At 66.6% G+C, this 11917-nt stretch carries 12 protein-coding genes; 3 read left to right on the forward strand and 9 right to left on the reverse strand.

Annotation, left to right across the window (positions count from 1 at the left end; all coding sequences use genetic code 11):
• Genes WJ35_RS03545 through WJ35_RS03565 form a run of 5 tightly spaced genes read right to left on the reverse strand, consistent with a single transcriptional unit; the run spans position 1 to position 4641 of the window.
• Positions 1-1131 (reverse strand): FAD-dependent oxidoreductase, encoded by a 1131-nt coding sequence (locus WJ35_RS03545; protein WP_011884888.1) that lies wholly within the window; start codon positions 1129-1131, stop codon positions 1-3.
• Positions 1132-1150: 19 nt separating this feature from the next.
• Positions 1151-1522, reverse strand: coding sequence for a Rieske (2Fe-2S) protein (locus WJ35_RS03550; protein WP_059734204.1), 372 nt, complete (start codon positions 1520-1522; stop codon positions 1151-1153).
• Positions 1523-1534: 12 nt separating this feature from the next.
• A complete protein-coding gene (locus WJ35_RS03555; protein WP_034193138.1) occupies positions 1535-2485 on the reverse strand; it encodes a VOC family protein in 951 nt (316 codons plus the stop codon).
• A 26-nt stretch (positions 2486-2511) separates the two neighbouring features.
• Positions 2512-3675, reverse strand: a complete 1164-nt coding sequence (locus WJ35_RS03560) for an alpha/beta hydrolase family protein (protein WP_045579102.1) — start codon at positions 3673-3675, stop codon at positions 2512-2514.
• A gap of 51 nt (positions 3676-3726) precedes the next feature.
• Positions 3727-4641 (reverse strand): SphA family protein, encoded by a 915-nt coding sequence (locus tag WJ35_RS03565; RefSeq protein WP_011884882.1) that lies wholly within the window; start codon positions 4639-4641, stop codon positions 3727-3729.
• A 297-nt stretch (positions 4642-4938) separates the two neighbouring features.
• Between WJ35_RS03565 and WJ35_RS03570 the strand changes: the two genes are divergently transcribed.
• Positions 4939-5865: a LysR family transcriptional regulator gene (locus tag WJ35_RS03570; protein ID WP_045579103.1), complete on the forward strand. Its 927-nt coding sequence runs from the start codon at positions 4939-4941 to the stop codon at positions 5863-5865.
• Between the two features lie 451 nt (positions 5866-6316).
• Here the strand turns inward: WJ35_RS03570 and WJ35_RS03575 are convergent, their stop codons facing one another.
• Entirely contained in the window at positions 6317-7657 is a 1341-nt protein-coding gene (locus WJ35_RS03575; protein ID WP_069238746.1) for an APC family permease, read from the reverse strand.
• 136 nt (positions 7658-7793) lie between these two features.
• Entirely contained in the window at positions 7794-8639 is an 846-nt protein-coding gene (locus WJ35_RS03580) for a carbon-nitrogen hydrolase family protein (RefSeq protein WP_011884876.1), read from the reverse strand.
• Positions 8640-8789: 150 nt separating this feature from the next.
• On the opposite strand from WJ35_RS03580, the gene WJ35_RS03585 reads away from it, so the two are divergent.
• Together WJ35_RS03585 and WJ35_RS30990 are read left to right on the forward strand one after the other, a co-directional pair.
• Complete coding sequence (locus WJ35_RS03585) at positions 8790-9608, forward strand: response regulator transcription factor (RefSeq protein WP_011884874.1); 819 nt, start codon at positions 8790-8792, stop codon at positions 9606-9608.
• Between the two features lie 118 nt (positions 9609-9726).
• A complete protein-coding gene (locus WJ35_RS30990) occupies positions 9727-10011 on the forward strand; it encodes a hypothetical protein (protein ID WP_155121854.1) in 285 nt (94 codons plus the stop codon).
• Between the two features lie 84 nt (positions 10012-10095).
• Here WJ35_RS30990 and WJ35_RS03590 read toward each other — a convergent pair whose 3' ends face one another.
• Both WJ35_RS03590 and WJ35_RS03595 read right to left on the reverse strand, forming a co-directional pair.
• Positions 10096-10467 (reverse strand): GFA family protein, encoded by a 372-nt coding sequence (locus tag WJ35_RS03590; RefSeq protein ID WP_069238747.1) that lies wholly within the window; start codon positions 10465-10467, stop codon positions 10096-10098.
• A 157-nt stretch (positions 10468-10624) separates the two neighbouring features.
• Positions 10625-11725, reverse strand: coding sequence for an NAD(P)H-dependent flavin oxidoreductase (locus WJ35_RS03595; RefSeq protein WP_069238748.1), 1101 nt, complete (start codon positions 11723-11725; stop codon positions 10625-10627).
• Positions 11726-11917: the final 192 nt, after the last annotated feature.

Genomic DNA, 11917 nt, shown 5'->3' on the forward strand with positions numbered 1-11917 from the left:
TCAGATCTGCTGCGCGAGCCGCTGGTGCGTCTCGTGCATGATGCGGGTGTGTTCAGCCTTGTCGCCGCCGCTGATCTCGATCTCGCCGAGGCGCCCGGAGTTTTCCACCACCATGCGGCAGCGCTCCCAGCGCCGCGCCTGGAAAGCCTGCAACGCCGCCTGCACCGTCGCGCCGCGTCCCAGCTCCTCGGCCAGCACGATGCCGTCTTCTATGCCGATGCCCGCGCCCGCGGCCATATGCGGCGTGGTGGCGTGCACGGCGTCGCCCACCAGCACCACGCGCGCGCTGAACCAGGGCTGCGGCAGCAGCAGGCTTTCCAGCGGACGATAGATGCAGTGCGACTGCGGTCCCACCTGCGCGCGAATGGATTGCACCAGCGGCGCGCCGAACGGCGCCAGCAGATCCGCGAGCATGCGCGGCCAGTGCGCGGGATCGACGCGCTCGTTCGTCGGCCGGTCTTCCGTGACGAAGACGTACATTTCTTCCTGCGAAACAGGATTGACGCCGACCTTCACCTTCTGCCCCAACCACATCGTGGCGCAGGCAATCTCCGCCGGCCGCGGCACGACCGCACGCCACACGCCCTGACCGGTGTAGCGCGGCTTGGGCGCATCCGGGAACACGGCATCGCGCACTTTCGAGTACAGGCCGTCGGCGCCCACCACGAGATCGTAGCGGCCGTGCGTGCCGTCCGTGAACGTCACGTCCACGCCGTCGTCGCGCTGCGCGATCTGCGAGAACGTGCAGCCGAGCCGCACGTGCACGCCGGCCGCACGCGTCGCATCCGCCAGAATTCCGGCCAGCGCGGGGCGCATGATGGCTCCGCCGCCGGGCACGTCGTCGCCCGCTACGCGCGGCGTCGGCAACGTGCCGATCGGATGGCCCGCGGCGGTGAAGAGGTTCACGCCGTCGCCGCCGTGGCCGTGTTCGAAGAAGGCGTCGAGCACGCCCACGGTGCGCAGGGCGCGCAGCGTCGGGCCGCCGATGCTGATGCCCGCGCCATACGAACGCCAGCCCGTGTCGATTTCCACGAGATCGACGCTCAGGCCGAGCTTCGCGCACTGGATCGCGGTCGTCATGCCGGCGAACCCTCCGCCGATGACGAGGATGCGCTGAAGGGAGGATGTCATAGGGGTGTCTCCTGGTGCTTTATGTGATCGATCGTGTGTCGTGCCGGACCAGCACGACGTAGCCGTCTTCCGTCACTTCGATGGGAACCGCGATCAGCCGCCGGCCGAGGCACGGTCCGAGCAGGCACACGCCGCTCGCCATGTCGAACTGCGCGCCGTGCGCGTGACAGACGATGCGCGTGGCGTCGCCGTTCAGATAGGCGTCCTTGCGCCAGGCCATCGGCGTGTCGCCGAAATGCGGGCAGGCGTCGCGCCAGGCATGAAGCTGCTCGCCGCGCCGCACGACGAAGATCGTGTCGCGCCCCGCTCCGTCGGGATCGAAGCCGCGCGCGCCGGGATCGGGCAGATCCGCGACGCTTGCCAGGCGTACTCGAAGCAATGGCTCGGACATGGTCGTGCGCGGTCAGTCCGCCTTGACGCCGGCCGGCGGCGCCGCACCCGGCGCCCAGTTCTCGCGATGCTGGAACAGGAACAGCTGCGATGTGTCCGCGCCCAGCGCGGCCTCGCGTGCGGTCCAGTCCGTATCGTGCAGGTCCATGTCGGCGTCGTACTCCACGTGGCAGCCGAACGGGCTGTTGAAGTACCAGAACCAGTTGGAGCCGAAGCGGTGACGCCCCGGCCCCCAGAACGACTGGTAGCCCTTCGCGACGAACCGCGTGCCTGCCTGAAGCACCTCGCTCGGACCGCCCATATGGAACGTGAAGTGTTCGCAGCCCTTCATGAACGGTGGCGTCTCGATCATGAACAGTGTGTGATGGTCGAGCGTGCCGGCCGGCTGCAGGAACGGGCCGACGCCCGTGAAGCGGTCCGTGCAGCGAAAGCCGAGCCGCTCCACGTAGAACGCCTCGGCGCGCGCGGCGTCCGGCACGAAGTAGACGACGTGCGAAAGCGTGCGCGGCGTGAGCGCGGCATCGTCTCGTGCGCCGACCACGTTCGGTGCGCGTTGCGCCGGCGCGCCGGGCGCGTTCACCGGCTCGGCGGGCAGCGAAAGCGGCCGGCGCTTCGTGAGCTGAAAGCCGATGGCAAAGCCCATGTCGTCCACCGATTCGATCGACCCGTCGGCGAGCGTGCGCACTTCGCGGTCGCGATGCAGCTCGCCGGCAATCGCATCGAGCGCCGCGGCGTCGGCCACGCCGTAGACGGTCTTGCGCAGCATGCTCGCCGTGCCGAGTGAAGGTGCGAGGCGCGCGTCGTCGCGATGCGCGATTTCGATGCCCGTGCCGTCGAGCGCTTCGAAGCGCCCGCCGGTGTCGTCGCGGCGCACCGGCACCAGGCCATAGTCGATCAGATACTGGCCGCACGCGGCGACGTCGTCCACGCCGAAGGCCAGCGTATCGAGTCCGATGATGTTCATAAGATTGCGTTCCAAGAAAAGGTGGATCAGCGTGCGGTGCGTCCGCCGAGGGTTTCGGCGACCCAGTCGGCGATGAAGTGCCCCGCGTTGATGGAGTTGTCGAAGCTCGAGTGCTGCACGCCGCCTTCGCGTTCGGTGAAGATCTTCAGTTCGCGCTTCGGGCTGTTCACGAGCTGCTCGTAGGTGCGATGCGCCCAGGCCACGGGAATCTGCGAGTCCTTCGAGCCGTGCGTGACGAGGAACGGCACCTTGATGCGTTCGACCACGCCGTCGAGATGCACGTCTTCCGCGATGCGCATGAAGTCGTCGATGTCTTTGGCGCCCCAGACCCAGCAGACGTGCTTCCAGTAATGCGGCACCGGGAAGTTGCCCTCGCGCTGCAGGCGCTTTTTCTGCACGTCGCGCCAGTCGTGATTCGCGCCCCATACGACGCCGCACGCGAAACGCGGCTCGAAGGCGACCGCGCGCGGACAGTAGTAGCCGCCGAGCGAGACGCCCTCCATGCCGATCCGCTTTGCGTCCACGTCGTCGCGCGTTTCGAGCCAGTCCACGATACGGCTCGCCCAGACCTCGGTGTTGTAGACCGCGTGCATGCCATGCAGCCGCAGCGCTTCGCCGGTGCCGGGCTGATCGACGATCAGCGACGACACGCCGCGCTGTGCGAGCCATGCCGGCAAGCCGACGAAGTACTTCATTTCCTTGGTCGAATCGAGGCCGTTCACCTGCACGAGCAGCGGGCTGCGCGCGCCGCCGGTCTGCTGCGCCTTCACGAGCAGGCCGGACAAGTGCCCATCGCCGTAGGGAATGGCCACGCGCTCGCAGTTTTCGCCGGTCAGCGCGATGGCCCGGTCGAACGTATCGAGCGAACGGCGGTACAGGTCGATGCGCCCGGGCGCATCGTGCGCAAGCATGCGTTCGGCCGTGATGAGATACATGGCGGCACGCCGGTATTTCTCGCCCGCGGAGAGCAGCCGTCCTTGCGCTTCATCTTCGCCTGCGAGGTCGCACAGGCGGTCGGCCGTCTTGACCCAGGCTTCGCGAAACGCGCGGGTGCCTTCCGCGTCGGGCTGGCGCGACGCCTCCATTAGCGGCGCGCACATGTCCTCGATTTCGCCCATGCGCGCGCCCATTTCAATGGCGAGATCGACGGACAGGTTCCAGACGTAGTTGGTAGGAAAGTAGCGAAACATACTGATTGCCTTCGTTGAAATGACGTATTGCTTGCGATGCGCGCGTAAGCGCTAGCCCTTGCGCCCGAAGCCGGGCCACAGCGGAATGGCGATGTTCAGCCACACGTTGTTGCTCTTCGATGTATTCGCGGCATACACGCCCTGCTGATAGTTGAGGTTGATGTTCCAGCTTCTCGCGTCGTAGACGAGCGACGGGCCGATGCCGAAGGTCCGCATGCGATTGCCCACGTTCGCGCCGTTGGCCTTGTCGTCGCTGAACTGGTTCAGATACTCGCCCACCACGCCGAGCTTCCAGGGGCCGAAGTTCCAGCCGGCCTCGAACTCGCCGACATAGCCATTGCCCGAGCGATAGTTCGTCGTGCCGTTCTTCGCGTTGAGCAGCAGGCGGTTGGCGATGCCGACGTCGAGGCCGTTGGGCGCGTTGTAGCGAATCGAGAACACCGGCTGCACCGACGTGTAGCCCACCGCGACGCTCGCCTTCACGGGGCTGTAGGAACCGTTCTCGAACGCGACGTCGATGCCCGACGCGATCGCAAGGTTCTGCGACAGGCGCCATTGCAGCAACACGGGTGTCAGCGTGATGTTGGCAAGGCCGTTCTGCGTGCCCGACTGCCCCGCTACGCTCGTATGCAGCGACACCACCGGAATGACGAGCTGCGTATAGACGTTCGCGCCCAGCAGATGAAACGGATAGGCCAGCAGCAGACGCGTCGTCTCGGAGAACACCGACGAATGAAACGGGATGGGCAGCTTCTTGCCGTCGTTGCCATAGAGGCCGTTCGAAAAGCTGTAGTTGAACTGCTGCAGCGCGAACAGGCCCGGAATCGGCGGAAGATTGGCGAAATTCGTGCCCACCGCGCCGGCGGGATACGGCGAAACCCCGCCTTCGAATGCCTGTGCCGGGTTCATCGAAACGGCTACCGATACTGCGCAGCCGATGGCCATTGCGGCCGATTTTTTCAACATGCTGTCTCCTCAACCTGGACGGCGTTCGTGCCGCGCGGCGTCTCTTTAGTAGTGGAAAGCGTGGCGTGCACGGCGCACGCACGAGTCGTACGTGCACGCTGAAAGTGCGCTGACGCTGGCCTCCCGACGCGATGCATGCGTGATCGCAGCGGGATGTGACATAGGTTAAGATAGGCCCACGTATTGCAGAAATGGATTCAATCCATACGCGCTATCGATGGTGTGAATACACTCAGGTGTAACCCTGTATGCCGCGCTCACACCGCGACAAGAATGAGAAGCACGGAGACACCCCGCATGCGGTTCAACAAGCTCGACCTCAATCTGCTCGTCGCGCTCGACGCGCTCTTGAGCGAACAGAACATCAGCCGCGCCGCCGAGAAAATCCACCTGAGCCAGTCAGCGACGAGCAACGCGCTTGCGCGGCTACGCGAATACTTCGACGACGAACTGCTCGTGCAGGTTGGTCGCAAGATGGAGCCCACGCCGCGTGCCGAGGCTCTAAAGGACGCCGTGCGAGACATCCTCGTCCGTGTGGATGCCACGGTGACGGCCCAGCCCGAATTCGTGCCCGCGCAGGCGTGTCGCCTGTTCCGGCTGTTCGTGTCCGACTACACGATGACGACGCTGATTCCGCACCTGTTCAGGCTCGCCTACGCGCAGGCGCCCGGCATCGGTTTCGATCTGCGCCCGCAGGTCGCCTATCCGCACCGGGTGCTGGAGCGCGGCGAAGCGGACCTGCTCATCATCCCCAAGGAATATTGCTCGACCGAGCATCCGGCCGAGGTGCTGCTGGAGGAAACGTTCTGCTGCGTTTTATGGGAGCACAGTCCGCTCGCAAAGGGCGAGCTGACCAAAGAGCGCTACATGGGCGCCGGGCACATCGTCGTGCAGGTCGGCGAAGGGCAGACCGCGCTCGAAGCCTGGTTCATGCAGCGGCTCGGCGTCGTGAGGCGCGTGGAGGCGAGCACGTACAGTTTCCTCTCGCCCGCGCATCTGCTCGTCGGCACGAATCGGATTGCCACGATGCACCGGCGGCTCGCCGAAGCGGCTGCGCGCGACCTGCCGCTCGTGTTGCGCGACGTGCCGCTCACCGTGCCCACGATGGAGCAGTCCGTTCAATGGCACAAGCATCGCACGTCGGACCAGGGCCTCATGTGGCTGCGCGCGCTGCTGAAAGAGGCCGTCGCGGCGATGGACCGCGCACGTCTTGGCGACGGCTAGATCGTCGCTGCGGGCTCGGTCGTGTTCGTGCGGGTGTTGGTCGCGGGTAGTCAGCAGCATGGCCGCGGGGGCGCTCGATATGCCGCAGTGGATGGCGAGCCGCAACATCACGCAACTCGAACCGCGACGCGCCGACTGCTCGTTTCGCCGAACCGAATGCAGTGTGGGTTTGGCGGGCTCGGAACGATGCCCACCGAAAGGTTAGCGGCGCACTGCCGCCAGTGCGCCACTCGATACGTCGAGCGCTTCGATCTTCGCGTCAGCCGGGAAGGCTGCGCTCGACACTAGCATCGTCAGTTAGCCCGGCCCACGACGTACCGATCGCAAACTCGAGCCGTGGTGCCCGGCGCAACCGCTGACGCCCGCATTGACGACACCGCCCGACCACAGGGCGGCGCGATGATTGACATCCGCGACGCCGCCCAACGCCGGCAAGCGTCGCCGACCCAACTCAAATCGCCACTTCAGGCGGCGCCTGCCGAAACAGCCGCGTAATCCAGCACAGATACACGAGCCCGAGCCCGAACCACACGAGGCCCAGCATGATTGCGGTTTTCTCGAGGCTCGCCAGCAGCCAGAGGTCGGCCACCGCGCCGATCGCCGGGAACACGAGCCCGCCGAACACGCCGATCCGGCGCTCGCCATGACGGCCCGACAGGTACAGGCGAATCACGCACAGATTGACGGCCGTGAATGCAAGGAACGCGCCGAAGTTGATGAACGACGTCGAGGTGGCGACATCGAGCTTCAACGCGATCAGCCCGACGATGCCGGCCAGCGCGATATTCACGGCCGGCGTCTTGAACCGCGGATGAATGACCCCGAAGATGCGCTTCGGCAGGATCTCGTCGCGGCCCATTGCATACAGCAACCGGCCGACGCTCGCTTGCGCCGAGATGCCGGACGCGAACTGCGCGAGGATCAGCCCGGCGAGGAACACCGTCACGAACAGATCGCCGCCGATCATCTTCGCCACTTCGAACGCCGCCGAATCCGTGTCCTTGAATTCCACGCCCGGATGCGCGAGCTGCATCGCATATGCTGCGATCACGAAAATTGCGCCGCCGATCAGCGCAATCAGCAGGATCGCGCGCGGCATGTTGCGTTTCGGATCGATCGTCTCTTCGGTGAGCGTCGACACCGCATCGAAGCCGAGATACGAATACGCGGCGATCGCCGCGCCGGCCATCGTTGTGCCGAACGGTACGTGCGGCTTGAAGAACGGCTCCGCCATCGCGATGCCGCCCGCGCCCGCCGCTGCCGATGCATAGTGCCAGCACAGCACGACGAACATCGCGACGATCGCGAGCTGCACGACCATCAGCACGATGTTGAAGCGCGCGGCCAGCTCGATGCCGACGATGTTCAGGCCGCTCGTCAACACGATGAACGCGACGATCCAGATCCAGGTCGGCACGTGCGGAAATGCCGCATTCAGATACGCGGCGCCGATCAGCCAGATCACCATCGGCAGGAAGAAGTAATCGAGCAGCGTCGCCCATCCGATCATGAAGCCGAGATGCGGATTGAACGTCTTGCGCGTGTACGTATAGGCCGAGCCGGCGGTCGGATAGAGCCGCGCGAGCTTGCCGTAGCTGAGCGCGGTGAACGCGATCGCGACCAGCGCCAGCAGATAGGCGAGCGCGGCCGTGTCGCCGCTGGCCTTGGCCAGCACGCCGTACGTGCCGTACACGATCAACGGCGCCATATAGGCGAGCCCGAACAGCAGCACGGACGGCAGGCCGAGCGTGCGCTTCAGCTGCAGCGGTTCATGGGTTGACGAGGCTTGCATGTTATCTCCCGGGCCTTCGCGGCCAATACGAATCTGTCTGCCGTCCGGCCGGCAACGCAATGGAACGAGCACGCACGGGCCGGGCGTCGCGCCCTGCTCCATGCGATGAATGGACTGCGGCTTGCGGTGCTTTCGGTTACTCGCCGCGCCGGCGCGGCGGCTCGATGGTGCGCGTGCGTTGTCCGTCGACCTGTTCGATGCGTGTCAGGCCGAGCGCCACGCGCGCGTCGTGCAGATAGTTGTAGTGCTCGCGGCTCGCTTCGAGGCGCGTCGGATCGATGCGCGCCTGCACGATCGCTTCGTCGCGGCCGAGCTCCAGCACGGTGTCGCCGAACGGATCGACGAGCGCGGAAAGGCCGGCGAACGTGAGGTCGTCGTCGCCGCTGCCGCAGCGGTTCACCATCAGCGCGAACATCTGGTTCTCCATCGCGCGCGCGACGATCGCCCGGCGATGCACGGGGCCGAACGGGTCCATGTTGCCGTTCGTCACGATCAGCAGATCGGCGTCGAGCGTGCCGATCGCGCGTGCCGTTTCCGGAAACTCGATGTCGTAGCAGATCAGCAGCCCCACGGTCAGCCCGTTCCACACGCAGGTCGCGAAGCGCTCGCCCGGTGTGAACACGCCGACGTCGGACGCCCACAGGTGCGTCTTGCGATAGTGCAGCACGATGTCGCCCTGCTCGTCGACGAGCACCGTCGTGTTGTAGAAGCGCTCGCCGTCACGCTCGGCAAGGCCGACCGCGACCGCAACGCCCTTGCGCCGCGCCGCGTCGCGCACCGCCGACAACGCGGGGCCGTCGAGCGTCTGGGCGACGTCGGCGACGTTCTCGCGCGTCGGAAAACCCGACAGCGTCGTTTCGGGGAACACGATCAGCCGGGTGCCCGCCGCCGTATCGGCGCGCTCGATCGTGTCGAGCACCTTGCGCGTGTTGTGCGCGACGTCGGCGTCGACGAGCGTCAATTGCGCGAGTTCTACCTGCATCAAACCTTCTCCTTCCAATTGGCTTTCGTTGGCGCGTCTGGTGCGCCGCACGGGCCGCATGCGCCGCGGCACAACGAACCGGAAGCGATTATCGGGGTATTATTTTTGACCTCAAATTCCCCGCCAGGGTTACCCCCACCGGAGCACACGATGGACTTCGAATGGCGAGATCTCGCCTTTCATCGGGAGATCGGCTCGGCCATCGAGGCGCTCGATGGCCCGCATTTCTGGGCGCGCCTCACGCGTGTCCTCGAGCGGCACGTCGCTTTCGACAACTGGGTCGCGCTGCTGTTCGCGCGCGATGCGGCGCCGCTGGTGCTCGCCGAACAGGCGCTGCCCGACGGCAAGATCGACCTGATGTTCCAGGACTATCTCGCCGCGCTCTATCAGCTCGATCCGTTCTATCTGGCCGCCTTCGAAACGCACGCGTCGGGCTTCTACACGCTCGCCGACGTCGCGCCTGACAACTTCCGTACGACCGAGTACTACCAGCGCTACTTCAAGAAGAACATCGTGGGCGACGAAGTGCATTTCAACGTCGTGATCGATCGCGACCACACGCTGGGATTTTCGCTCGGCAAGACGAGCAGGTACGACGAGCGCGAGACCGCGCTGCTGACGCTGTACACGCCATGGGTGCTGTCGCTGATGCAGCAGCGCGTGCGCTTCGAAACGTTCGTCGCGACCGCCGCGCCTCGGGCGGCACCGCACGCGGCGCCCGATCCGCATGCGCGTTTCGGGATGCTCACCGGAAAAAACGGGCGCGGCGCGCTGACCACGCGCGAGATCGAAGTCGCGATGCTGTCGTTGAGTGGATTTTCGTCGCGTGCAATCGCGGAGAAGCTGTCGATTTCGTTCGAGACCGTGCGGGCGCACAAGAAGCATATCTACGCGAAGCTCGGCGTCGGATCGCAATCCGAGCTGTTCGCGACGTTCTACGACCGCGAGCGCACGGGCGAGCGCGGTTGAGGTTCGTTCGGGCGCTGCGGTGTGTGCCGCGCGTGCGTCGGTTCGCGCGGTGGCGCGATGCGGCTCGCGGCGTTGCGCGGCTCGTCGATGGAATCGGTGCATGCGCCGAAGTGTTGCCATGACCGCGCCGCCGCCCTTCTCCGCCCTTCGACGCAAGACTGTTCGTCCACGGTGGGTGTTCGAACGCCGGCTCGACGCGCCTAGAGTGGCGTCCATCGATTCATCGGATCCATCGATCCGGGCGGCGCTCAAGCCGAAAACCCATTACCTGTCGACGCACATCGTGAGCAACTCCAAAGTCGTCACCGGCGCATCGCAAGGCATCGGCGCGGAACCGGTCGACACGCTCACACGCTGCGGCCGTCGCCGCGAACGCGCCGATTGCCGCTACGCTGCCGGCTGACCGGCAGCAGCGAGCATTGCACCGGATGCGCAACTTCGGTCGCGAATCCGCCCGCGGCGAACAGGAGGATCGTCAGCCAGCGCTTCATGCGTCGTCCACCACGGACAGGCTGGCGCCGTCGGAGACGGTGGCGTCGAGCGCGTACGCATCGACGCCGTCGAGACAGCCGAGGTTGACGCGCCAGCATGCAGGGTCCTTGCGCGTCTGATGGAACGGATAGATGCCGCAACGGCTGCAGAAATAATGGCGCGCCGTGTGGGTGTTGAAGCGGTAGAGCGTCAGCACGCCCTCGCCTTCGACGATCTTCAGGTCGGCCGCGGCGAACATCGGGCTCATCAGCGCGCCCTTGCGGCGGCACAGGCTGCAGTTGCAGCGAGCGGCCGGCTCGAGCGCGGTCCGCACCGCGAATTTCACCGCGCCGCAATGGCACGATCCGTTGAACCACGTGGCACTCATGTCGCACTCCTCGTTCGATCACGTGTGCGTTATAGCGTGCGGCGGCCGATGCGTTGTATCTCACTGTATCCGCGCGGCGCGCGGATACATGACGTTGCAATTCGGCGGCGGGCGCCGGGTGCCCCATGGCACGCGCCGCGGCAAGCGGCCGGTGTGATCAGTCGAGCGCGTGCTGCAACCGTGCGACGGCGTCACGCGTCTCGCGCTCGAGCACCGAGACGAGTTCCGCCGCCGGCAACGGCCGGATCAGCGGCGCGGCCTGCCCGGCCCACTGCGCGCCGTAGCCGAATTCGCCGTTGGCCTTCGCGGCCGCATGCAGCGCCTTGCCCGCGTCGTACGCGATCGGATAGGCAGGCGTCGGCGGTGCGTGCGGATCGTCGCCGAGGGCGGTCAGCCGGTTCGCGATGCCGCGCGCGACGCGCCCCGAAATCGCCGTCGTGAAGGTCGTGCGGCGCGCCGCGTCGCCGACGATCGCGCGGCGATAGCCGTCGTCGATCGACGTCTCCGGACACGCGACGAACGCGGTGCCGAGCTGGGCGGCCTGCGCGCCGAGCGCGAGCGCCGCGGCGATGCCTTCGCCGTCCATGATGCCGCCCGCCGCGATCACCGGCACCGCGCATTCGCGCACGAGCAGACGCGTGAGCGCGAACGTGCCGAGCCCGTCGTCGCGCCCGGTCGAGTCGAATACGCCGCGGTGCCCGCCGGCCTCGATGCCCTGCGCGACGATCGCGTCGATGCCGGCCGCGGCGATCTGCGCGGCTTCGGCGGGATGGGTCGCGGTGGCGAACAGCGTGATGCCCGCACGCTTGAGCACGGCGATGGCTTCATCGGACGGCAGGCCGAAATGGAAGCTCACGACGGCCGGCTTTTCGTCGAGCAGCATCTCGAGCATCGCATCGTCGGCGACGAAGCTCGTGTAGATTTCGGCGAGCGATGCGGGCGGCGACGCGCGCTGCTCGCGGAACGCCGGCGCGAGCCAGTCGAGCCACGCGCGTTCGACGGCGGCATCGGCGCGGGCCGGCTGGTGGCAGAACAGGTTGACGTTGAACGGCCGCTCGGTGAGCGCGCGCGTGTCGCGGATCATCTTGCGCGCGCCTTCGGCGTTCGTCGCGCCGACGCCGAGCGAGCCGAGCCCGCCCGCATTCGACACGGCGGCCGCCAGCGCCGGCGTGCCGACGCCGGCCATCGGCGCCTGGATGATCGGGATACGCACGCCGAGCGTGCGCAACAGCGTCCGGTTGTCGGTCGGTCGAATCATGTTCTTGTCTCCTGCGATGTCCTGGATCGGAGTGCTGCGGCGGGGTCGCGCTCGGCCGGATCGTCCGCGTGGTCCGGTGCGGCAGCGCGGTGCTCGTGTGCGCCTCGAAAAACGGTCGCGCGGCTATCCGCATCCGCGGCCGGCGAACGTCGGAGGCGACGGCCCGCGCCGGCGTGACGACGAACGCTTTCA

This window comes from Burkholderia ubonensis, from assembly GCF_001718695.1.
Classification (GTDB): Bacteria; Pseudomonadota; Gammaproteobacteria; order Burkholderiales; family Burkholderiaceae; genus Burkholderia; species Burkholderia ubonensis_B.

What these genes read in the sequence shown, in the direction of transcription:
- WJ35_RS03550 (WP_059734204.1), bottom strand. Translation starts at nt 1,522, where the DNA reads ATGTCCGAGCCATTGCTTCGAGTACGCCTGGCAAGCGTCGCGGATCTG.
- WJ35_RS03585 (WP_011884874.1), top strand. Translation starts at nt 8,790, where the DNA reads ATGGACTTCGAATGGCGAGATCTCGCCTTTCATCGGGAGATCGGCTCG.
- WJ35_RS03590 (WP_069238747.1), bottom strand. Translation starts at nt 10,467, where the DNA reads ATGAGTGCCACGTGGTTCAACGGATCGTGCCATTGCGGCGCGGTGAAA.
- WJ35_RS03555 (WP_034193138.1), bottom strand. Translation starts at nt 2,485, where the DNA reads ATGAACATCATCGGACTCGATACGCTGGCCTTCGGCGTGGACGACGTC.
- WJ35_RS03560 (WP_045579102.1), bottom strand. Translation starts at nt 3,675, where the DNA reads ATGTTTCGCTACTTTCCTACCAACTACGTCTGGAACCTGTCCGTCGAT.
- WJ35_RS03570 (WP_045579103.1), top strand. Translation starts at nt 4,939, where the DNA reads ATGCGGTTCAACAAGCTCGACCTCAATCTGCTCGTCGCGCTCGACGCG.
- WJ35_RS30990 (WP_155121854.1), top strand. Translation starts at nt 9,727, where the DNA reads ATGACCGCGCCGCCGCCCTTCTCCGCCCTTCGACGCAAGACTGTTCGT.
- WJ35_RS03575 (WP_069238746.1), bottom strand. Translation starts at nt 7,657, where the DNA reads ATGCAAGCCTCGTCAACCCATGAACCGCTGCAGCTGAAGCGCACGCTC.
- WJ35_RS03545 (WP_011884888.1), bottom strand. Translation starts at nt 1,131, where the DNA reads ATGACATCCTCCCTTCAGCGCATCCTCGTCATCGGCGGAGGGTTCGCC.
- WJ35_RS03595 (WP_069238748.1), bottom strand. Translation starts at nt 11,725, where the DNA reads ATGATTCGACCGACCGACAACCGGACGCTGTTGCGCACGCTCGGCGTG.
- WJ35_RS03565 (WP_011884882.1), bottom strand. Translation starts at nt 4,641, where the DNA reads ATGTTGAAAAAATCGGCCGCAATGGCCATCGGCTGCGCAGTATCGGTA.
- WJ35_RS03580 (WP_011884876.1), bottom strand. Translation starts at nt 8,639, where the DNA reads ATGCAGGTAGAACTCGCGCAATTGACGCTCGTCGACGCCGACGTCGCG.